At 63.0% G+C, this 21,118-nt stretch carries 19 protein-coding genes and 1 pseudogene; 14 read left to right on the top strand and 6 right to left on the bottom strand.

Features of this window, described 5'->3' with window-relative positions; all coding sequences use genetic code 11:
• Positions 1-62: 62 nt before the first annotated feature.
• Positions 63-1,817 (bottom strand): ABC transporter ATP-binding protein, encoded by a 1,755-nt coding sequence (locus AC1D1L_RS01775; protein ID WP_477338300.1) that lies wholly within the window; start codon positions 1,815-1,817, stop codon positions 63-65.
• Between the two features lie 153 nt (positions 1,818-1,970).
• Between AC1D1L_RS01775 and AC1D1L_RS01770 the strand changes: the two genes are divergently transcribed.
• The 3 genes and pseudogenes from AC1D1L_RS01770 to AC1D1L_RS01760 all read left to right on the top strand — a co-directional run bounded on the left by AC1D1L_RS01770 (position 1,971) and on the right by AC1D1L_RS01760 (position 5,188).
• Complete coding sequence (locus AC1D1L_RS01770; protein WP_477338298.1) at positions 1,971-3,266, top strand: amidohydrolase family protein; 1,296 nt, start codon at positions 1,971-1,973, stop codon at positions 3,264-3,266.
• Between the two features lie 298 nt (positions 3,267-3,564).
• The gene (locus AC1D1L_RS01765; protein WP_142868445.1) at positions 3,565-4,488 is read left to right on the top strand and encodes a DMT family transporter; all 924 of its coding nucleotides are present in this window, start codon (positions 3,565-3,567) and stop codon (positions 4,486-4,488) included.
• Between the two features lie 227 nt (positions 4,489-4,715).
• A pseudogene (locus AC1D1L_RS01760) lies at positions 4,716-5,188 on the top strand (DUF805 domain-containing protein).
• A gap of 10 nt (positions 5,189-5,198) precedes the next feature.
• On the opposite strand, the gene AC1D1L_RS01755 reads toward AC1D1L_RS01760, so the two are convergent.
• Positions 5,199-6,101: a phosphotransferase gene (locus AC1D1L_RS01755; protein WP_477338295.1), complete on the bottom strand. Its 903-nt coding sequence runs from the start codon at positions 6,099-6,101 to the stop codon at positions 5,199-5,201.
• A gap of 106 nt (positions 6,102-6,207) precedes the next feature.
• On the opposite strand from AC1D1L_RS01755, the gene AC1D1L_RS01750 reads away from it, so the two are divergent.
• A complete protein-coding gene (locus tag AC1D1L_RS01750) occupies positions 6,208-6,840 on the top strand; it encodes a class I SAM-dependent DNA methyltransferase (protein WP_477338293.1) in 633 nt (210 codons plus the stop codon).
• A gap of 8 nt (positions 6,841-6,848) precedes the next feature.
• On the opposite strand, the gene AC1D1L_RS01745 is transcribed toward AC1D1L_RS01750, so the two are convergent.
• Together AC1D1L_RS01745 and AC1D1L_RS01740 are read right to left on the bottom strand one after the other, a co-directional pair.
• Positions 6,849-9,302 carry a GcvT family protein gene (locus AC1D1L_RS01745; RefSeq protein ID WP_477338291.1) on the bottom strand — a complete coding sequence of 818 codons (2,454 nt, stop codon included), beginning with the start codon at positions 9,300-9,302 and terminating at the stop codon, positions 6,849-6,851.
• Positions 9,299-10,183 carry a phosphotransferase family protein gene (locus AC1D1L_RS01740; RefSeq protein ID WP_192249745.1) on the bottom strand — a complete coding sequence of 295 codons (885 nt, stop codon included), beginning with the start codon at positions 10,181-10,183 and terminating at the stop codon, positions 9,299-9,301. Before AC1D1L_RS01740 ends, AC1D1L_RS01745 begins: the two co-directional genes overlap by 4 nt.
• A 428-nt stretch (positions 10,184-10,611) precedes the next feature.
• On the opposite strand from AC1D1L_RS01740, the gene AC1D1L_RS01735 reads away from it, so the two are divergent.
• The 10 genes from AC1D1L_RS01735 to AC1D1L_RS01690 all read left to right on the top strand — a co-directional run bounded on the left by AC1D1L_RS01735 (position 10,612) and on the right by AC1D1L_RS01690 (position 20,129).
• Positions 10,612-11,376, top strand: a complete 765-nt coding sequence (locus AC1D1L_RS01735; RefSeq protein WP_477338289.1) for a DeoR/GlpR family DNA-binding transcription regulator — start codon at positions 10,612-10,614, stop codon at positions 11,374-11,376.
• 160 nt (positions 11,377-11,536) lie between these two features.
• Positions 11,537-12,136, top strand: coding sequence for a class I SAM-dependent methyltransferase (locus AC1D1L_RS01730; protein WP_477338287.1), 600 nt, complete (start codon positions 11,537-11,539; stop codon positions 12,134-12,136).
• Positions 12,133-12,750, top strand: coding sequence for a DedA family protein (locus AC1D1L_RS01725; RefSeq protein ID WP_477338285.1), 618 nt, complete (start codon positions 12,133-12,135; stop codon positions 12,748-12,750). The genes AC1D1L_RS01730 and AC1D1L_RS01725 overlap by 4 nt, the downstream gene beginning before the upstream one ends.
• 80 nt (positions 12,751-12,830) lie before the next feature.
• Complete coding sequence (locus AC1D1L_RS01720; RefSeq protein WP_112560641.1) at positions 12,831-13,742, top strand: LysR family transcriptional regulator; 912 nt, start codon at positions 12,831-12,833, stop codon at positions 13,740-13,742.
• A 209-nt stretch (positions 13,743-13,951) separates the two neighbouring features.
• A complete protein-coding gene (locus AC1D1L_RS01715; protein WP_477338282.1) occupies positions 13,952-15,106 on the top strand; it encodes an ABC transporter substrate-binding protein in 1,155 nt (384 codons plus the stop codon).
• A gap of 171 nt (positions 15,107-15,277) precedes the next feature.
• A complete protein-coding gene (locus AC1D1L_RS01710; RefSeq protein WP_352582115.1) occupies positions 15,278-16,276 on the top strand; it encodes an ABC transporter ATP-binding protein in 999 nt (332 codons plus the stop codon).
• On the top strand, positions 16,273-17,241 hold the full coding sequence (locus tag AC1D1L_RS01705) for an ABC transporter permease (protein WP_352582114.1): 969 nt from the start codon (positions 16,273-16,275) through the stop codon (positions 17,239-17,241). The genes AC1D1L_RS01710 and AC1D1L_RS01705 overlap by 4 nt, the downstream gene beginning before the upstream one ends.
• Complete coding sequence (locus AC1D1L_RS01700; protein WP_477338280.1) at positions 17,231-18,046, top strand: ABC transporter permease; 816 nt, start codon at positions 17,231-17,233, stop codon at positions 18,044-18,046. Before AC1D1L_RS01705 ends, AC1D1L_RS01700 begins: the two co-directional genes overlap by 11 nt.
• Before the next feature lie 26 nt (positions 18,047-18,072).
• A complete protein-coding gene (locus AC1D1L_RS01695) occupies positions 18,073-19,500 on the top strand; it encodes a gamma-aminobutyraldehyde dehydrogenase (protein WP_477338278.1) in 1,428 nt (475 codons plus the stop codon).
• Between the two features lie 143 nt (positions 19,501-19,643).
• Positions 19,644-20,129 (top strand): ester cyclase, encoded by a 486-nt coding sequence (locus AC1D1L_RS01690; RefSeq protein WP_477338276.1) that lies wholly within the window; start codon positions 19,644-19,646, stop codon positions 20,127-20,129.
• 276 nt (positions 20,130-20,405) lie between these two features.
• Here AC1D1L_RS01690 and AC1D1L_RS01685 read toward each other — a convergent pair whose 3' ends face one another.
• Together AC1D1L_RS01685 and AC1D1L_RS01680 are read right to left on the bottom strand one after the other, a co-directional pair.
• The gene (locus AC1D1L_RS01685; RefSeq protein ID WP_192249776.1) at positions 20,406-20,720 is read right to left on the bottom strand and encodes a hypothetical protein; all 315 of its coding nucleotides are present in this window, start codon (positions 20,718-20,720) and stop codon (positions 20,406-20,408) included.
• Positions 20,721-20,730: 10 nt separating this feature from the next.
• A complete protein-coding gene (locus tag AC1D1L_RS01680) occupies positions 20,731-21,093 on the bottom strand; it encodes a nuclear transport factor 2 family protein (protein ID WP_023688799.1) in 363 nt (120 codons plus the stop codon).
• Positions 21,094-21,118: the final 25 nt, after the last annotated feature.

Below are 21,118 nucleotides of genomic sequence, written 5' to 3'. Positions count from 1 at the left end.
CTCGGGGAGAAGGTGGCCCGAAGGGCCGGATGAGGGGGCATGGCACCGACATCCGGAAATCCTCACGGCATCAACTGATACTCATAAAGCTTCTGATAGAGCCCGCCCTGGTTGAGCAGCGTGCGATGCGCGCCGCTTTCAACCACCTTGCCGGCTTCCAGCACTACGATCGTGTCGGCCTGGTGCACGGTCGACAGGCGGTGGGCGATGACGATGGTGGTGCGCCCGACCGTCAGCTGCTGCAGCGCGTCGCGGAACAGCGCTTCCGACTCGGCGTCGAGCGCGCTGGTCGCCTCGTCCAGCAGCAGGATCTCCGCATTGCGCAGCATGGCGCGCGCGATCGAGATGCGCTGGCGCTGGCCGCCTGACAGCAGCGCGCCATTCTCGCCGACCTCCGTCTCATAACCCTTGGCCATGGCGCTGATGAAGTCATGCGCATTGGCGGCCTTGGCGGCGGCGATCACCTCTTCGTCGGTCGCGTCCTGGCGGCCGAGGCGGATGTTGTGCATCACCGTGCCGGCAAACAGGAACGTGTCCTGGCTGACATAGGCGATCTTCTCCCGGACCGAGGCGAGCGTGGCGTCGGAGATGTCCTGGCCATCGAACATCACCCTGCCGATCTGCGGGTCGTACATGCGCATGATCAGGTTGAGGATGGTTGACTTGCCGCTGCCCGAGGGCCCTACAAGAGCCGTCATCTGGCCGGCAGCAAGCGTCAGGTCCAGTCCCTCGAACACCGGCGGGCTTTCGGGGTAGGCGAAGCTCACATTGTCGAAACGGATCTCGCCCGGCCCCGTCTGCAGCGGCCTTGCATCGGGCTTCTCGGCCAGCGTCAGCGGCCTGTCGGCAAGCTGGAACATCATGCGCACGCCGACAATACCGGTTTCCAGCGAGATGCGCACGCGCGCCAGGCGCTTGGCCGGTTCGTATGCCAAGAGCAGCGCTGCGATGAAGGCCATGATGTTGCCCGGCATCTGGCCTCCACCCAGAACCAGAAACCCGCTGACCAGGACCGAGCCGGAAATTGCCAGCCCGGCGAGCGTCTCCATCACCGGGCTGGTGGCGGCCTCCAGGGTCGCGATGTTGTTGGCGCGATTCTCCACGTCCGACACGGCCTTGTACATGCGCTTGCGCATCGCGCCTTCGAGGCCGAAGGACTTTACCACGCGCACGCCCACTGCCGTTTCCTGCATCACTTGCACGATCTGGCCGAGCGAGCGGAATTCCTGCGCGGCGATCTTGCGTACGCGCTTCAGGATGTGATTGACGCCGTAAATGGCTATGGGACCGATAACGAAACAGATCAGGGACAGCGCCGGCTGCTGCCAGACCATCACCCCCACCAGCACAACCATCGTCACCAGATCGCGCACATAGGACGTGACGACGAGATCGAGCACGCTGCGCGCCGCCTGCGCATTGTTGGTCATGCGCGTGATCAGCTCCGACGACGAGGTCGAATGATAGAACTCGATGCCTTGCGCCAGGATGCGGTCGTAGATCTTGCGTTGCCGGTCGGCAATGATGCTGTTGCCGACGCGGCTCATAAAGTAGGCCTGCACGAAGTTGGCGATGCCCTTGAAGACGAAGATCGCGGCAACCCCTCCGGCAATCAGGTTGACGCGGTCCAGCCTCTTGTAGATCACGAATTCATTGGTGATTTCGCGCAGGATCCAGGCGCTGGCGCCCGTCATGGCGGCCACCACCAGCATCGACGCGATCGCGGCGGCATAGCCAAACTTGTGCTCTTGGAAGGATTCCCTGACCAGCCTCGCGATGAGGCGCTGGTTTTCCGTCGAACGGAAGAAGCGAAACAATGGTTGATCCCATGCCTGACTGAGACGAATTTCGGATTCGCCACGGGGGCGACTGGCGGCTTATAGAGCGAGTTGCCGCCGGATGGAACCTTTGGAAAAGAGGGGTGCCCATCACGACGATAGGGCGCTCAATCTGCAGGGAGATGACGACAGATGGATTTCGACCTTGTTGTGCGCGGCGGAACGCTGCCTGATGGCACTATCGCCGATCTCGGCATTGTCGGCGAGACGATCGTCGCCATCGAGCCAAAGTTGAACGTCAGCGCCGGCACGGCGATCGACGCTCACGGCAATCTGATCTCGCCACCCTTCGTCGACCCGCATTTCCATATGGATGCGACGCTGTCCTACGGCATTCCGCGCATCAACGCCTCGGGCACGCTGCTCGAAGGCATTTCGCTGTGGGGCGAGCTGAAGCCGCTGCTGACGCATGATGCCGTGCGTGAGCGGGCGCTCGCCTATTGCGACTGGGCGGTCTCGATGGGGCTGCTCGCCATCCGCACTCATGTCGATGTCTGCGACGACCGGCTGCTGGCGGTCGAGGCGCTGCTCGACGTCAAGAAGATTGTCGCGCCCTATATCGACCTGCAACTGGTCGCCTTTCCGCAGGACGGGTTTTATCGCTCGCCGACGGCGCGGCAGAACACGCTGCGCGCGCTCGACATGGGTGTCGACATCGTCGGCGGCATCCCGCATTTCGAACGCACCATGGCCGACGGCACGCGCTCGGTGACCGAACTTTGCGAAATCGCGGCAAAGCGCGGGCTGATGGTCGACCTGCATTGCGACGAGACCGACGATCCGCTGTCACGCCATATCGAGCAGCTTGCCTATGAGACGCAGCGCCTCGGCCTGCACGGCAGAGTGGCCGGCTCGCACCTCACCTCCATGCATTCGATGGACAATTATTACGTCTCAAAGCTCCTGCCGCTCATCGCCGAGGCCGGTGTGTCGGCGATCCCCAATCCGCTGATCAACATCATGCTGCAGGGCCGCCACGATACGTTTCCCAAGCGCCGTGGCCTGACCCGGGTCAAGGAGATGCTGGCGCTCGGCATCCGTGTCGGCTGGGGCCAGGATTGCGTGCTCGACCCTTGGTATTCGCTGGGCACCGCCGACATGCTCGACGTAGCCTTCATGGGCCTGCACGTCGCGCAAATGTCGAGCCCGGCCGACATGGCACGCTGCTTCGACATGGTCACCAATGTCAACGCGGCCATCATGGGCCTCGATCATCTCGGCCTTGCCGCGGGCAAGCGCGCCAGCTTCGTCATTCTCGACGCCGGCAACCCGATAGAGGCCTTGCGCCTGCGCGCCGAACGGCTCTGCGTCGTTGCCAGGGGCAAGGTGGTGGCCGAGCGCACGAAGCAGGAGACGCGGCTGTCGATCGCCGGGCGGCCGGGCCAGGTGAACCGCCGGCATAATGCCGCAAGTGCGTCGGCGTCGTAGGCAATCAGGCCGGCCCAACAGCCCATTGCATCTGCTTCACCAAGAAGAACGACGCCTTTGCCGAGTGCCTGCAGCGCATCGACCTCGATCGGCGCGCCGAATTCAGAAGGGTTTCGGCTTTCGATCCCTGGGACAGGCCGACCATCTATCGCCCGATCATCATCCGCCCGCGGCCTCAATAGCCCGGCTTTCGCAGCAAGGTTACGGATAGCCAGGAAAGGCATAGCGACAGCCGATTTCCGCCGCTGGTCTTACCGATTTGCCTCGTCAAAGCGGCGACTTGGAGCTAGGGAGCCGCATGGCCCAGTCACTCGCTCGCAACTTTACGATCAGGAACGTGCTTCTGGCCGGCATTCTCTTGATGCTGGCCGGCGACTTCATGTTTGCGCTGAACGACGCGATGGGCAAATGGCTGGTCGCCTCTTTCTCGGTTGGCCAGGTGGTGTTTATCCGCTCGATCGGCGCGTTTATCGTGCTTGGCCCGATGATCGCCAACCAGGGCACTGCGAAGCTGTTCCAGATGGAGCGGCCTGTCCTCCAGTCTCTGCGCGTGGTTGCGACAACGGTCGATACCGCTCTGTTCTATGCCGCCGTTGTCTATCTGCCGCTTGCCGACGTGATGAGTTTCTACATGGCCGGGCCGATCTATGTGGCGGCGCTGTCGCATTTCCTGCTCGGCGAAAAGGTCGGATGGCGCCGCTGGGCTGCCATCCTGGTCGGCTTCTGCGGCGTGCTGATCATACTGAAGCCGTCCTCGGCAGCGTTTTCGCTCTCCTCGATGTTCGCGCTGGTCGGCAGCATTGCCTTCGCTTTCGCCATCATTCTCAGCCGCCGCCTGCGCGGCACCAGCGACACCACGCTGGTCACCTGGCAGACGATCGGCACTCTGCTGGTCGGCGCCGTGATGACCATCGGTGCCTGGCGCACGCCCTCGGCGCTCGATTTCGGCGCCATGCTCTTGCTCGGCATCGTCTCCTGCAGCGCCCATCTGATGATCACCAGGGCGCTGAAGCTGGCGCCTGCCTCGACGCTGGCGCCGCTGCACTACAGCCTGCTTTTGTGGGCGGTGATCTTCGGCCTGGCTTTCTTCGGCGATGTGCCGGGCCCGCGCATCCTGATCGGCTCGGCCATCGTCGTCCTCGCCGGCTTGTTCATCTTCCACCGCCAGAAGGTGGTGGAGACCGTGGTGCCGCCTGAGAACGTGCCGAAGGGCGTGAACTGAAGCGGCAAGCGTAAAGCGCTTCGAACGGTACCGTTTTGAAGCGACACGCTTTAGCATTTGATAATAGTACGATTATCGCCAGAATCACTGAAGTGTTCTGTCAAAAATTTTCGGTATTTACATCGATATCTTGCGGAGTAGATTTCCTGCCGGGCGCAATCCCGGATTGATTCTTGGCGGGAATAGGCCAAGACCAATATCTCCGGGGAACTGTGATTGGGGGGATAATGGGTAGCTTTTCAATATGGCATTGGCTGATCGTTTTGGTCCTTATCGGCCTGCCATTGATATTTGTTTTAAGAGCCCCGCCAGCTGGTAGCAATCGTTTCGGAGACATACCGCCTCCTATGAGTTTTACGGAAGCTATTTCAAGCTTTTCCAGAACTATGCGAATTTTTCGGGCAGAGCCAGCCGCTCGGAGTTCTGGTATTCCTACCTCTTCATTTTCATAGTCGGCATCGTTGTGGTCATAGTCGATGCCGTGTTGAACAATGAAATTATCTCATCGATTTGGAATCTTGCCATCCTTCTGCCGACACTCGCCATGACCACACGCCGGCTGCATGACATCAATAGAAGCGGTTGGCATCAGCTCCTTGCACCATTATTCCCCATCGGCACCATCGCGCTGATCGTCTGGTACTGCAAAAAGTCCGACGATACAGTGACGATGAGTGAAATAGAGCGGGTCTTCAAATAGAGGTCGACGTCTAGCCCGCGCGCACAGCTGCAAGATGGCGTGAAAACTCAGGCGTCTCCATCAGCGCCTTGCAGCGGGCGAAACGGCCGTCGGCATAGGCACGGAAATCCTCGACCGGATTGTTGTTGGCAAGCTGGATCAACCCCCACAGCGTCCACAACAGGTCGCACATCGCCTTGTAGATGACGACGCGGCCGCGTTCGGCCGGCTTTGCCTCGCCGCCGAAATAGGCGCGCATCATCTCTTCTTCTTGCGCAGTGTCGAATTTGCCTTCAACGCTGAGGTCGCCGAGATCCCAGAGCGGATCGTTCATCCCCGAATATTCCCAGTCGACGATCCACATCCGCTCGCCCGTATCGAGAAAATTCTCGCACAGCGGGTCGCAATGACAGGCGGCAAGCGGCAGCTTGTGAGCGGCAAGGGCAGCACGCACGGTTTCGGATTCGCGCACGACGTCGTGGTAGCCGGGAGGCAAGGCCACGTCCTTGGTCGACAAGACCTTGAGGTAGTCGTCGATCATCGCAAACAGCTCGAAGCGGAACGGAAACACCGCGCCGGACGTGTGCAGCTTGCGAAAGGCTTCGCCGGCGCGGGCCGGGCTACCGGCGCGCAGCTTGAACTTCTCCGGCGACATCGTCTCGGCGCCGGCAACGAAGCGGCTCGCCATCACGCCCGTCTTGGGGTCGACATGCAGCACCTCGGGACTGACGCCGGCTTTGGCCGCCTCACGCGCCGCCACCGCTTCATTGGCGCGGTTGATGTACTCGTCGGTGCCTTTGCCGGGGATACGCAGGCAGATATCGCCGGCCCGGAAGACGAGATTGGTCATCCCGCCCAGCCGCTCCAGCGGTCCGTCATAGCCTGCCAGTGCCGGAATCGCCGCAAGTGTTACGCGTACCTCGTCCATCCCCATGCCTGTTGCCCCTGGCGTGTTATTTCTTTCGATAACGGTTCCACAGTTTTCGCCGTTTGGCTATCATCGGTTCGAGGGTGAGCATCGAGCTGGCGGAGAAACAGCGATGGCGGGAAACAAGGATCATGGCGGGCTCGGCGCCGCCTATGCGGCGCAACGGCCCGAGGACGTGGCCGCGATCTATGACAACTGGTCGGAAACCTACGATGCCGACATGTCGGCCGCCGGCTACCGCCATCCAACGATCTGCCTGGCCCTGCTCGCCCGCCATCTGCCGCGTGGCGCCGCCCCGCTGCTCGATGCCGGCGCCGGCACCGGGCTGATCGGCGAATGGCTGGCCATTACCGGCTACCCCCAGGTCGAGGCGCTCGACATTTCGCAGGGCATGCTCACCAAGGCGGCGGCAAAGGGCGTCTATTCGGCGCTGCATTGCCTGGCGCTCGGCGGCCCGCTGCCCTTTGCCGACAATGCTTATGCCGGCATCGTCTCGGCCGGCGTCTTCACCTCCGGCCATGTCGGCGCCGACGGGCTGGACGAACTGATCCGCGTCTGCCGGCCGGGCGGCGTCATCGTGCTGACGGTCAAGAACACGCTGTGGAACGCCGGCTTTGCCGAACGCATCGCTGCGCTCGAGGCTGAGGGCAGGGTCGTTCGCGCCGAGGAGACTGCGCCCTATGTCTCGATGCCCGGCGAGGCGGATACGGTGCCCAGCCGCGGCCTCGTGCTGCGCATGAGCTGATCCAGGATCTATGCCTTGATCTTGCTCATCGCCGGATCGTACATCGGCTCGAGATGGATCTTGGCCCGCGTCCGCTCCATCGCCACCACCAGCTCATAGTCGCCTGAGCTGAGGAAATCGTCGCTGACGCCGTCGGCATTGCGCACATAGCCATAGCCGATGTTCTTAGCCAGCGTGTAGCCATAACCGCCGCTGGTGAGGTAACCGACCGGTTCGCCATTGCGCAAAATCGTCTCGCGCCCGACCAGCACGATATCGGGATCGTCGACGGTGAAGCCGGCAAAGCGCTTCTTCAACGCCGTGCCATTGACTTTTTCGAGTGCCCGGCGGCCGACGAAATCGGTGTTCTTCCTCAGCTTCACCGCCCAGCCGAGGCCGGCTTCCTGCGGCGTGTCGTTGGGCGTGATGTCGGAACCCCAGGCGCGATAGCCCTTCTCCAGCCGGAGCGACTCCAGCGCCCGGTAGCCGATCGGGCGGATGCCATGCGGCTCGCCCGCCGCCATCAGCGCATCGAAGATTTCGCCGGTGGCCGCGATCGGCACATGCAGCTCCCAGCCAAGCTCGCCGACATAGGTGACGCGCAGCGCCCGGATTGTGTGATCAGCGATCCCGATCTCGCGCACATGGCCGAATGGGAAGGCGGCATTCGAGACATCCGTCTCGGTGACCGCCGCAAGCACGTCGCGGGCGCGCGGCCCCATCAGCGACAGCGTGCCGAAATCCTCGGTGACATCTTTCAACGTCACGTCGAGCTCCTTGCCGACATGGTCGCCGATCCAGGAAAGGTCGTGCGTGCGGAAGCCGGTGCCGGTGACGATGTAGAATTTGTCCTCGGCGAGCCTTGCCACCGTCAGGTCGGCCTCGATGCCGCCGCGCGTGTTGAGCAGCTGCGTGTAGGTCAGCCGTCCCATCGGCTTGGCGACATCGTTGGCGCAGATCCAGCCCAGCGCCTTTTGTGCGTCCGCACCCGTCATCTCGTATTTGGCGAAGGAAGACTGGTCGAAAATACCGACCTTTTCGCGCACATGCCGGTGCTCATCACCGACGGGGGCGAACCAGTTTTGACGGCCCATCGAATAGATGTCTTCAGGCTCGGTGCCCTCGGGCGCGAACCAGTTCGGACGCTCCCAGCCGAGTTTGGAGCCGAACACGGCGCGATGCTGCTTCAACCGCTCATAGAGCGGCGAGACGATGCGCGGCCGGCCCGATAGGTACTCCTCATGCGGAAAGCCGATCGTGTAGTGCTTGCCATAGGCTTCCAGCGTGCGGTCGCTGACCCATTGCCGGTCGCGGTGCAGGCCGGAAAAGCGCCTGATGTCGACCACCCAGAGGTCGAGCGGCGCCTCGCCGTCGACCACCCATTGCGCCAGCACCCAGCCGGCACCGCCACCCGACGCAATACCGAAGGCGTTGAAGCCGGCGCCGACGAACATGTTGGCGCATTCGGGCGCGACGCCGAGGATGAAATTGCCATCCGGCGTAAAACTTTCCGGTCCGTTGATCATCTGCTTGACGCCGGCCCGCTCCAGCGCCGGCACGCGCGCGATCGCCTGGCTCATATGCTGTTCGAAATGATCGTAATCGTCGTCGAACAGCCGGAACTCCCAGTCATCGGGGACGTCGCCGCCAGGCAAGCCGGTTGCCCAGGCCTGCGGGTTCGGCTCATAGCCGCCCATCACCAGGCCGCCAACCTCTTCCTTGAAATAGGTGCGTCGGTCGGGGTCGCGGATGGTCGGCGCGTCGGTCGCCAAGCCGTCGATCTTCTCGGTGATGATGTACTGGTGCTTGACCGGCTGCAGCGGCACGGAAATGCCGGCCATCGCGCCAACCTGGCGCGCCCATTGCCCGGCGCAGTTCACCACCTTGTCGCAGGCGATGTCGCCCTTGTTGGTCTTCACAGTGGTGATGCGCCCTTCCTTCATGTCGAAGCCGGTGACGCGAACATCCTCGAACAGCTTGGCGCCATGCATGCGCGCGCCCTTGGCCAGCGACTGCGTGATGTCGGAGGGGCTGGCCTGGCCGTCGGTCGGCAGCCAACTCGCGCCGACGAGGTCGCTGGTCTCCAGCAGCGGCCACATCTTTTTCACCTCAGTCGGTGACAGCAACTGCATGTCCATGCCGAAGCTTTTTGCTGTCGTCGCCAGCCTTTTGTATTCGGTCCAGCGGTCGGCGTTGGTGGCAAGCCTGAGGCACCCGGTCATCTTCCAGCCGGTGGCGAGCCCGGTCTCGGCCTCCAGCCCCTTGTAGAGCTCGACCGAATATTTGAGCACCCGGGTGATCGAGGCCGACGAGCGCAGCTGTCCGACCAGCCCGGCCGCATGCCAGGTCGAGCCGGAGGTCAGCTTGCCCTGCTCCAGCAGCACGACATCGGCCTTGTGGTCGCGCGCCAGATGATAGGCCGTCGAACAGCCGATAATGCCACCGCCGATGACGACCATGCCGGCTTGCGTTGGCAAGGTCATGGCCGTGTTCCGTATTTCGTGCGGTAATTGTCCAGCGCTGCGTCGAGCCGCGTCAGGTTCTCTTCGGTATAGGCGACGTAGTCGATGCCGGGCGCATCGAGATAAAGCTCGGAAACCATGCTCCACATCGCCTCGCGCAACAGTGATGCGCATTGCATGGCCGCATGAGAACGACGGATAGCCTCATCCGGCTCGCGCATGAAATAGGCGGTGAGGAAGGCGAAGGACTCGGCGTCGCTCATCTCGGCATTGGAGGCAACACCGGCAAGATCGAACATCGCGGTGTTGAAGCCGGCATATTCGAAGTCGATCAGCCATAGCCTGTCACCGTCGTCAAGAATATTCGCCGGCAAAAGATCGTTATGGCCGAACACGATCGGCAGCAGTTTCTGCGCCCGCTCCAACTCGTCGGCCAGCGCCAAAAGCCGTGGCAGCTCGTCGCGCTTGCGGCTGCCGCCTTCGCTCAGTGTGCGCGCATAGTCGCGGATGACATGGAAGACCCAGAACATGAAGCCGGCGCCGGAGATGTGATTGGGCATCTCGCGATGGAACCCGCGCATGAGCGCGGCCACCCGGCCGATATTGGCGCGCACGTCTTCTGCGACATAGGTTTTTGCGCCGAGGAATTCCGTGACCATGATGCCAGGTTCAGAATATCGAACCGCCGGCGCGAAGCCCGCTTCATGCGCAGCCCGCGATGTCATCACCTCGCGGTCGCGAAAGACGTGGTGGAACGGATAGTCCTGGCCGAGACGCACGACGTGCCGCCCGGCCGCGTCCTTGACTAGGTAGTTTGCGTTGCTGAGGCCGCCCGGCAGCGGTGCAATGTCGACGCTGCCGTTCCAGCAGGGCAGGGCCCGGATGCGATCTTCAGCAGTCACGGGCCACCCCTGATTTGTAATTTGGCGGAGCTTCGACAACGCGGCGCGCCGCGCAAAGAGGGTTGGGGGAACGCAAAAATCTCGTCGGTGCGGGACGCCGGGACTCTCCCGTCCCGCGCCGCACCGACGAGCCCCTTTGGCCAGGTTTTGATACCCGGTCTCCGCCCCCGCGGATTTGAAAAGCCTTTGTGCCAGATCAATCCCAGACGGTCTGGCCAGACGGTCCGGTCCGTGAATTGCGGCTCTGCCATCACCCTCCCGTGGCAGTTCCGAAGCCTGTCACGCGATCAATGTCACGCCAGTGCCGCTCGGGTGTCAATCAAATGTTGTGACTTTTTTTGGGTGTTTTGCCCGAAACCGCCTGCAATTCTTTCAAAAACGTCTGTATTGCCCTAAAACCGGGCAGATCGCAGAATTCGAGAGGCCACATGATCCATTCGAAACGGCATGGCGAAATCCTCCGTCTCCTGAAGGAAGAGGGTACCGTCACCATCGCCAGCCTGGCGGACCGGCTGGGGGTCTCGCTTGAAACCGTGCGCCGTGATGTCAAGCCGCTCACCGGCAATGGCTCGGTGCTGAAGATGCATGGCGCCATCGGCCTCCCGTCGATGACCGGCGAGGCGCCGTTCGAACGGCGCATGCGCGACAATGCCGAGGCCAAGCGGCTGATTGCCTGCATGGTCGCCGCCACTATCCGGGACGGCGAGTCGGTGATGCTGGACACCGGCACCACGACCTCGTTCCTGGCCCGCGAACTGCTTGGCCACCGACGACTGACGGTGGTCACCAACTCGTCCGACATCGCCCGCACGCTGGCCACGGTCAACGGCAACAAGGTCTATATGGCAGGCGGCGAGCTGCGCAGCGATTCCGGTGCAGCCTTCGGCGCCTCGGCCATCGACTTCGTCAGCCGCTTCTCGGTCAGCCACGCGGTGATTTCGATCGGCGCGGTGGACGCCGCCGCAGGGCTGGCGGACTATGATCTGGAAGAGGCGGAATTCGCCCGCATGGTGCTGTCGCGCGGCCAGCGCTCGCTGGTCATCACCGACCACACCAAATTCGGCCGCCAGGGTCTGGTTCAGGTCTGCGGCTTCGACGGTTTTTCCGAACTCGCCACAGACCAGCCGCCGCCGCGCGACATTGCCGCTGCCCTGGCGGAGGCTGGTGCACGCCTTAGCATCGCAGCCGCTTAGGGAATTCTGATCCCCCGAGCACCGGAGAGCGGAGCGCGTTTCCCGACAAATCTTTCGCTCAAGCCTGCGCCTCGCAATGTTCATGCAATCCGGTCGCGGCAAACAGCGCCTCATCGAAAGGCGGGTCAGGCGAATCGCCCGCATCAGCAGTGAGGTCACCATGTCTGCAAACGACGCTTTGTCTTTCCTGATGGCGTGGACGCTGGCGCCGCTCCGCAGCGGTTCGGTCACACCTTCCAGTTCCAGTCTCGCTGCGCTGATCACACGTGAGATCGGCCCTGAGACCGGTCACGTGCTGGAGCTTGGACCGGGCACCGGCCCGTTCACCCGGGCGTTGCTGGAGCGCGGTGTCAGGGAGCAGGATCTAATGCTGGTCGAAGCCGACCCAGACTTTGCCTCGCTTCTGACGCGGCGCTTTCCCGCCGCGCGCATCTTCGAGATGGATGCGGTTGGTATGCGCCATCCGCCTCTGTTCGACGGCTCGGTGGCCGGCGCCGCCATCAGCAGTCTGCCGTTTCGGCTGATGTCACCGCGCAAGGCTTTCGCTATACTGGAAGGCGTGTTCGATGCTCTGCGGCCGGGCGCGGCCCTTTACCAATACACATTGGGCAGCCGCTGCCCTTTCGATCAGACATTGCTCGACAGGCTCGATCTGGAAGCGACCCGGCTTGGCCGCACCTTCCGCAACTTCCCGCCAGCGACGGTGTACAAGGTGTCCAGGATCAAGAACCTCAAAACCTATGACTGGCGTTTCTCATGACCGATCCGCTGTCGGCGATCCTGGGCCTCGGCCTGCTCGGCGTCGCCTGCCTCGCCTTTACCGAAAAGATCCTGCCGCTGCCGCCCTCGCATGTGCTGCTGCTGTTCCTCGGCATGACGGCAGCCCCTGAACTATCGAGGCTGGCGGTCCTGCTCCTTGTGACCACGCTGTCCGCCATCACGGGCTGCCTTGTCTGGTATGCGGTGGGACGGCGGATTGGATTGGATCGCGCTGACAGGCTGGTAGAGCGTTTCGGCAAATATGTCTGCCTGCGCTATGCGACCTACTCCAGGCTCGGCGAGGCCTATCGCCGCCATCATGTCAGGGTCTCCTTGCTGGCGCAGTTCATTCCGACGGTTCGCAACTACCTGCCGATCGCTGCCGGCGCGCTTCGCCTGCCGCTCTTGCCCTTCGCGGCGACGACGCTCCTCGGCGCCACTTTGTGGAACACCGGCTTTCTCATCACCGGCTACCTCATGCGCGGCAGCGGCAGGGATTCCTATGCCATCGGCTTTCGCATCATCGTCATCGTGGTGGCGCTGGAAGCGACCTTCATGCTCGCCTTGCGTTATGGCCCGGCGTGGCGGCGGCGCATCAGGCTGTTGTTCGGCTGAGCGCACCGCGCCGGATATCCTGCCAGGGATAAGCCCGGCGCCGGCTTTCCTTCCCTGCCGCGCCGGTGTTTAGTCCGGCCATGGCCTTCACCATCCGCCAGTTGCAGTTCTTCATTGCCGTCGCCGAGCAGGGCACGGTGTCAGGCGCAGCACAAAACCTCTCCATCTCGCAATCCTCGGTCACCGAAGCGATCAAGGAGCTGGAAAGCGATCTCGGCGTCGAACTGTTCGAGCGGCATCCGCGCGGCCTCAACATCACCCACAAAGGCCACCAGTTCCTGCGCCATGCCACCAAGATCCTTGCCGACGTGTCCGACGCGCGCCGCGCTTTCTCCGACGAGCAGGTGGTGGCCGGCGGGCGTCTGCAGCTCGGCGTCACCTCGCTGGTCGCCGGCTATGTGCTGTCCGATCTTCTGGCGCGCTACCGCCGCGCCTATCCCGGCGTCGATGTCTCGGCCATTGAGGACAATGGCGACTATCTCGAGCACCTGCTGATCGGCGGCAAGCTCGATATCGCCGTCATGGTCACCTCTAATTTGCGCGACCGCACGGCGCTGCAGTCGGAAATCCTCGAAGTCTCGGCCTACCGGCTGTGGGTGCCGCTCAGCCACAAGCTGGCCAGCGCCGACATTATCGGCATTGGCGACATTGCCGGCGAACCGCTGATCATGCTCACCGTCGACGAGATCGAGGAAAGCACCGGCAAGCTTCTGGCGGCGATCGGCGCCAAGCCGCATGTCGCCTTCCGCACCCGCTCGGTCGAAGCGGTGCGCAGCCTCGTCGCCACAGGCGCCGGCGTGGCACTGCTGCCCGACCTCGTCTATCGGCCCTGGTCGCTGGAAGGCGACCGCATAGAATCGCGTGATATTTCAGGCACTTTGCCGGTCGTCCAGGTCGGCATGGTCTGGCGCCGCGGCTCCGGCCTGCCGCAGGCGGCACGCGACTTCATCGGCCTTGCCCAATCGCAGCGTACAGTACGTCAGCAGCGTTGATCGGATGTGCAGCTATCTATCGGAAAAACCGATATCGTGTTTCTGATAAATCAATTTGCGAAACCGGAATTTTCCAAGCACTTTTCATTTCAGGGACCGAACCGCCGCTAGAGCGGTAAGTGTCCATCGGACGAACTGACACTTTTCAGCCTGCGGCTGACCGCAGCGGAGACCGGCTTCGCAGTCAGGCGCCAAATGGGAGATTGACGATGAATTCATTTCTGAAGACGTGCACGGCTTTGACGGTCGCGCTGACCTTTTCCGGTCAAGCCGTCGCCCAGGTCAAGGAGCTTGGCAAGGGCGAAGGCGAGGTCAGCATCGTTGCCTGGCCCGGCTATATCGAGCGCGGCGAAACCGACAAGGGCTATGACTGGGTGACCTCCTTCGAGAAGGAGAGCGGCTGCAAGGTCAACGTCAAGACCGCCAACACGTCCGACGAGATGGTCTCGCTGATGAATGAGGGCGGCTTCGATCTGGTCACCGCTTCGGGTGACGCCTCGCTGCGCCTCGTCGCCGGCAAGCGCGTGCAGCCGATCAACACCGATCTCATCCCGAGCTGGAAGGCTGTCGACGACCGGCTGAAGGACGCGCCCTGGTTCACCGTCGACAAGGTGCATTACGGCGTCCCCTATCAGTGGGGCCCGAACGTCCTGATGTACAACACCGATGTCTTCAAGGAAGCGCCCAAGAGCTGGAACATCGTCTTCGAGGAAATGAACCTGCCGGACGGCAAGTCCAACAAGGGCCGCGTCCAGGCCTATGACGGCCCGATCCACATTGCCGATGCCGCCAACTATCTGATGTTCCACAAGCCGGAACTCGGCATCAAGGATCCCTACGAGCTGAACGAAGACCAGTACAAGGCGGCGCTCGAGCTGCTGCGCGTCCAGCGCACGCTGGTCGGCCGCTATTGGCATGACGCCGCTATCCAGGTCGACGACTTCCAGAACGAAGGCGTCGTCGCCTCGGGTTCCTGGCCATACCAGGTCAACACGCTGGTCGCCGCCAAGAAGCCGGTCGCCTCGACCGTGCCGGAAGAAGGCGTCACCGGCTGGGCCGACACCACCATGATGGAGGCCGACGCCGCGCACCCGAACTGCGCCTATATGTGGCTCGAACATTCGCTGTCGCCCAAGGTGCAGGGCGATGTCTCGGCCTGGTTTGGTTCGTTGCCGGTCGTTCCCGCCGCCTGCAAGGGCAACGAGCTTCTGACCGACGAAGGCTGCAAGACCAACGGCTACGACAATTTCGACAAGATCAAGTTCTGGAAGACCCCGGTCTCGAAGTGCGCCACGCAGAACGACCAGTGCGTGCCCTATTACCGCTGGGTGTCGGACTATATCGGCGTCATCGGCGGACGGTAATTTCGCCTTTACCCTCCCCCTTGTGGGGAGGGACGACGCGCAGCGTCGGGGTGGGGGGCGCGGCGGTTCGTGCCAGGCATCCCCCCGCCGCTTCGCCGCGACCTCCCCACAAGGGGGAGGTAGGGCGGCGCGCGACATCAACACATCAAACTTGCAACAGACTGGCAACCCATGACCTCGGCCGTTTCCTTCCAGAAAGTGTCTCGCCATTTCGGCAGCGTGCGTGCCGTCGATGCGGTCGATCTCGACATCGTGCCGGGCGAGTTCTTCGCCATGCTCGGCCCCTCAGGGTCCGGCAAGACCACATGCCTGCGCCTCATCGCCGGTTTCGAGCAGCCGACCTCGGGTTCGATCTCCATCTTCGGCGAGCGCGCCGAGGGCGTGCCGCCCTATCGCCGCAACGTCAACACGGTGTTTCAGGATTACGCGCTGTTCCCGCATCTGAACGTGCTCGACAACGTTGCCTACGGGCTGATGGTCAAGGGCGTAGGCAAGGCCGAACGGCAGAAGGCGGCGGAAGAGGCGCTGTCGCTGGTACGGCTTCCCGGCTATGGCGCCCGCCGCCCCGGCCAGCTCTCTGGCGGGCAGCGCCAGCGCGTCGCGCTTGCCCGTGCGCTGGTCAACCAGCCCAAGGTGCTGTTGCTCGACGAGCCGCTTGGCGCGCTCGACCTCAAGCTGCGCGAGAACATGCAGGAAGAGCTGAAGTCGCTGCAAAAGGCGCTCGGCATCACCTTCGTCTTCGTCACCCACGACCAGGGCGAGGCGCTGTCGATGGCGGATCGCGTCGCCGTTTTCAATGACGGCAAGATCATGCAGATCGGCACGCCGGAAGACATCTACCAGCGTCCGAAGACACGTTTCGTCGCCGATTTCGTCGGCTCGTCCAACGTGCTGCCGCCGGATTTTGTCCAGCGTTACTCCGGCCAGCACCGCTGGGGCAGCTTGCGCCCTGAATCCATCCGCATAGGCCGCGCTGCGAAAGGCGATGGCGTTGCCGCGCGCCTGGTCGGAACCAACTATCTCGGCGCCACCACAAAGCTGGCGCTCGACGCAGACGGGCTGCGGCTGCACGCCATCGTGCCGGCCGGCACAAAATTGCCGGCGGAAGGCGAAGCGGTGGTGCTCACCTTCAACCGCGAGCATCTGCATTTGATGGACGAGCCGGCATGAGCCTCGACGCCGCCATGCCACGCGCCACTGCTCCCGCCATCCTGCCCGGCAGCGGTGGCATGCGTGGTGCGCTCTCCGACCTGTTCTGGCGCCGGCCGCAGCTCCTGCTCTTCCTCATGCTGCTGCCGCCGGTTCTGTGGCTGGGCGTCGTCTATATCGGCTCTCTGTTCGCGCTGCTGGCACAGAGCTTTTTCTCGATCGACGAATTCTCCGGCCTCATCAACCATGAGTTCACCCTGAAGACCTATGGCGACCTGTTCCAGGCCGCCAATCTCGACATCATCCTGCGCACGGTGACGATGGCGGCGCTGGTCACGCTGGCCTCGGCCATCATCGCCTTCCCAATCGCCTACTACGCGGCGCGCTATGCCCGTGGCCGCTGGAAGGCGCTGTTCTATCTCGGCGTCATGCTGCCGCTGTGGTCGAGCTACCTGGTCAAGATCTATGCCTGGAAACTGATCCTCGCCAAGGAAGGCATTCTGACCTGGCTGCTCGCCAAATTGCATCTGCTCTGGGTGCTCGATGGCTGGCTGTCGCTGCCGGTCGTGGGCGGCAATTCGCTGTCGGTCTCCGCCACCGGCACCTTCATCGTTTTCGTTTATGTCTGGCTGCCCTTCATGATCCTGCCGGTGCAGGCGGCATTGGAGCGCGTGCCCGGCAATCTGGTCGAGGCCTCTTCCGATCTTGGGGCGTCGCCGGGCCAGACCTTCCGCAACGTGCTCTTCCCGCTGGCACTGCCCGGCATCGTCGCCGGCTCGATCTTCACCTTCTCGCTGACGCTGGGCGACTACATCATCCCGCAGATCATCGGCACGTCGCGGCTGTTCATCGGCCAGGCCGTCTATTCGCAGCAGGGCACCGCCGGCAACATCCCGCTCGCCGCAGCCTTCACGGTGGTGCCCATCATCATCATGGGTTTCTACCTCTGGGGCGCCAAGCGCATGGGGGCCTTCGATGCGCTCTGACCGTTCGCAATCCGCCCCGCTCGGCCTCAAGATCGCAGCCGCCTGCGGCCTGCTCTTCCTGCATCTGCCGATCCTCTTGATCTTCGTCTACGCCTTCACCACGGAAGAGAAGAGCTTCGTCTGGCCGCCGCCGGGGCTGACCACGCAATGGTTCGCCGTCACCTGGAACCGGCCGGATGTCTGGCAGGCGCTGTCGCTTTCGGTCCGCGTCGCCGCCATCTCGACGGCGATTGCCTTGATACTGGGCACGCTGTGCGCCGCCGCCGTGTCGCGGACAAAATTCTTCGGCCGCGAGACCATCTCGCTGCTGGTCATCCTGCCGATAGCGCTGCCCGGCATCATCACCGGCATCGCGCTGCGCTCGGCCTTCTCGCTGGCCGATATCCCGTTCTCGTTCTGGACGATCGTGCTCGGCCACGCCACCTTCTGCGTCGTCGTCGTCTACAACAATGCGGTTGCCCGCTTCCGCCGCACCTCGAGCTCGATGATCGAGGCCTCGATGGATCTCGGTGCTGACGGTTTCCAGACCTTCCGGCATGTCGTGCTGCCCAACATCGCCACCGCACTGCTTGCCGGCGGCATGCTGGCCTTCGCGCTGTCCTTCGACGAGGTCATCGTCACCACCTTCACCGCCGGCCAGCAGCAGACCGTGCCGATCTGGATGCTGGAGGAACTGATCCGTCCGCGCCAGCGCCCGGTCACCAATGTCGTGGCCATGGTCGTGGTGCTGGTGACGCTGCTGCCCATCCTGTTTGCCTATTACCTCACCCGCGACGGCGACCAGATCGCCGGTTCGGGCAAATAACGTCAGTTCGTAAGGGAGAGACGTCCATGGACACACAGATGCTGATCGGCTCGAAATTCGAGAACGGCGCCGAGACCGAGGAGCCGATCCTCAATCCAAAGACCGGGGCGACCATTCTCAACCTGCCGGAAGCAAGCCCGGCGCAGATCGAGGCTGCTGTCGCGGCGGCGGAAAAGGCGTTCATCACCTGGTCGCGCGCCACGCCGGCGCAGCGCTCGGCCTATCTTCTCAAGATCGCCAACCGCATCGAGGCCGAGGCCAAGGAGTTCGCCGCTCTCGAGGCGCTGAACTGCGGCAAGCCGATCAATGCCGTGCTCAATGACGAAATCCCGGCGATCGTCGACTGCTACCGCTTCTTTGCCGGTGCGGTGCGTTCGATGCCCGGCGTAGTCGCCGGCGAATATCTGCCCGGCCACACCTCCATGGTGCGGCGCGACCCGATCGGCATCGTCGCCTCCATCGCGCCCTGGAACTATCCGCTGATGATGATGGCTTGGAAGCTGGCGCCGGCGATTGCCGGCGGCAACACCGTCGTCTTCAAGCCGTCGGAACAGACGCCGCTGACGGCGCTGAAACTGGCCAGGATCCTGGCCGAGGTGCTGCCCGAAGGCGTCGTGAACGTCGTGCTCGGCCGTGGCGACAGCGTCGGCAACGCGCTGATCAATCACGCTAAGGTCAACATGATCTCGATCACCGGCGATGTCGCCACCGGCAAGAAGGTGCTGCAGGCGGCCGCCAAATCGGTCAAGCGCACCCATCTGGAGCTCGGCGGCAAGGCGCCGGTCATCGTCTTCGACGATGCCGACCTTGGCGCGGTGGTCAACGGCCTGCGCGCCTTCGGCTATTACAATGCCGGCCAGGACTGCACCGCCGCCTGTCGCATCTATGCCGGCAAGAAGATCTACGACAAGCTCGTTGCCGATCTGTCCTCCGCGGTCTCGACCATCAAGTACAACCAGCCGGACGACACCGACAACGAGATCGGTCCGCTGATCTCGCGCCGCCAGCGCGACCGCGTCTCAAGCTTCGTCGAGCGCGCTTCGGAATTGAAGCACATCGAGATCACCACAGGCGGCAAGCCGGGCGAGGGCTCCGGCTTTTACTACCAGCCGACCGTCGTTGCCGGCGCGCTGCAGGAGGACGAAATCGTGCGCCGCGAAGTCTTCGGCCCGGTCGTCTCGATCACCCGCTTCTCCGAGGTCGATGAAGCGGTGACCTGGGCGAACGACAGCGACTACGGCCTCGCCTCGTCGGTGTGGACGAAGGACGTCTCGCGCGCCATGGCGACCGCCGCCCGCCTGCAATATGGCTGCACCTGGATCAACACCCACTTCATGCTGACCAACGAGATGCCGCATGGCGGATTGAAGCAGTCCGGCTACGGCAAGGACATGTCGCTCTACGCGCTGGAGGATTATACCGCCGTTCGCCACGTGATGGTGGCTCACGGGTGAGGAGTGGTCCGCGCAGCGAACGAAAAGCCAACGACTTGGCTTTTCGAACGACGAACGCCCGGAGCCATAGCGGAGGGCCGGAAGCCGGTCGAGACTAGCCCGCTTCGCTCTTGCAGATTGTTCAAACCAGGGAGGAAAGAACCATGCATCGCCGCCAGTTTCTGACAACCGCAGCCATCGCCGCGACGCTCTTCGTCGCGGCGCCATCCTTTGCCGCCGATACTGCGCAATCGGTGGTCGAAGCCTACCTCGCCGCCTGGAATGCGCATGACTCGGCCAAGGCCGCCGGCTACTTCGCCGACGACGTGACCTATTACGACGCCTCGGTCGGCAAGCCGGTCAAGGGCAAGGAGGCCGCCAAGACCGGCGTCATCGACAATTTCCTCAAGGCCGTCCCAGATGCCGTCTGGACGATGAAGGGTGCGCCCGTCGTGGAGGGCGACCGTGTCTCGTTCGAATGGGAGTTTTCCGGCACCAATACCGGCGCCTGGGCCGACGGCACCGCCGCCACCGGCAAGAAGTTCTCCTTCACCGGCGCCTCGATGTTCTCGGTCAAGTACGGCAAGATCGCGACCCAGAGCGACTACTACGACGCGCTCGGTTTCTACAAACAGCTTGGCCTGATGTAGCAGAGCCGCTTCCCTTCTCCCCGTTGCCGGCGGGGCGATCGCATATGGATTCTTACGAAGATAGACCCCCACCCTAACCCTCCCCACAAGGGGGAGGGAATGCTGCCGTGCTCTTACTCGGCGTCAAAACGTCAGCAATCTTCCGATGTCAGCGCCAACGGAAGTCTCCCTCCCCCTTCTGGGGAGGGGTTAGGGGTGGGGGTAAATCGCAGAGCGAAAGCCCCGGCCCCCTATGTGCGATCACCCTTCCGTTGCCCGGGAGAAGGACGTCAGCCATTATTCCACGATGCGGTAGATGTTCCAGAGGCTGGTGCCTGACACGACATAGGGCTCCATCTCCTTGCCCCATTTGGCGTGCGCATCGATCTTGCCGATCTTGGCGAAGAACGCCTCCAACTGGGCCAGGCTCTCGACCTGGTGATGCGACTCGACCGTCGCCTCCCGCGCGCCGATCGAGCCGGTCATGATCTGGAACTTGAGGTCGGCGATGCCGACCTGAGAGCCGATTTCGCGCTCCCATTTCTTGAGCAGTTCAAGCACGGTCTGCTTGTGCCCGAATTTGGCGTCGATCTGCCATCTGGCGCTGAACATGTCGGCCTCCTTACTCGTCCCAGGCTTGCACGACGGTCTGTCGTGCAATGCGGCCGTTCTTCAACTCCAGCATCGCTGCGCAGAACACTTTCGTCCCGTCCGGATAGGCGCAGGCCTGGGTGAAGGCGAGGTTGTCGCCATCGGCGATGGTGGTGTCGACCTTGTGGGTCATTGCCCGGCTGCAGATATCGTCCCAGAACGTGCTGATCGCCGCCCGGCCGCGGATCTCGCGCGGCTTGCTCGGCGGGTTGTTGCGATCGATCACCCGCACCAGCGCATCGTCGGCATAGAAGCTCGCCAGCATCCTGCCGTCCCGTCCTTCGATCGCTTTCTTGATCGCCGCGCCGTCCACGCTTTGCGTCTTGGTCAGCATTTTTTCCTCCATGGCCCGTCGACGG

Source organism: Mesorhizobium sp. P2_D6 (assembly GCF_056404315.1).
The sequence above is the reverse complement of the archived record's forward strand: the minus strand, read 5'-3'. Positions and strand labels throughout refer to the sequence as shown.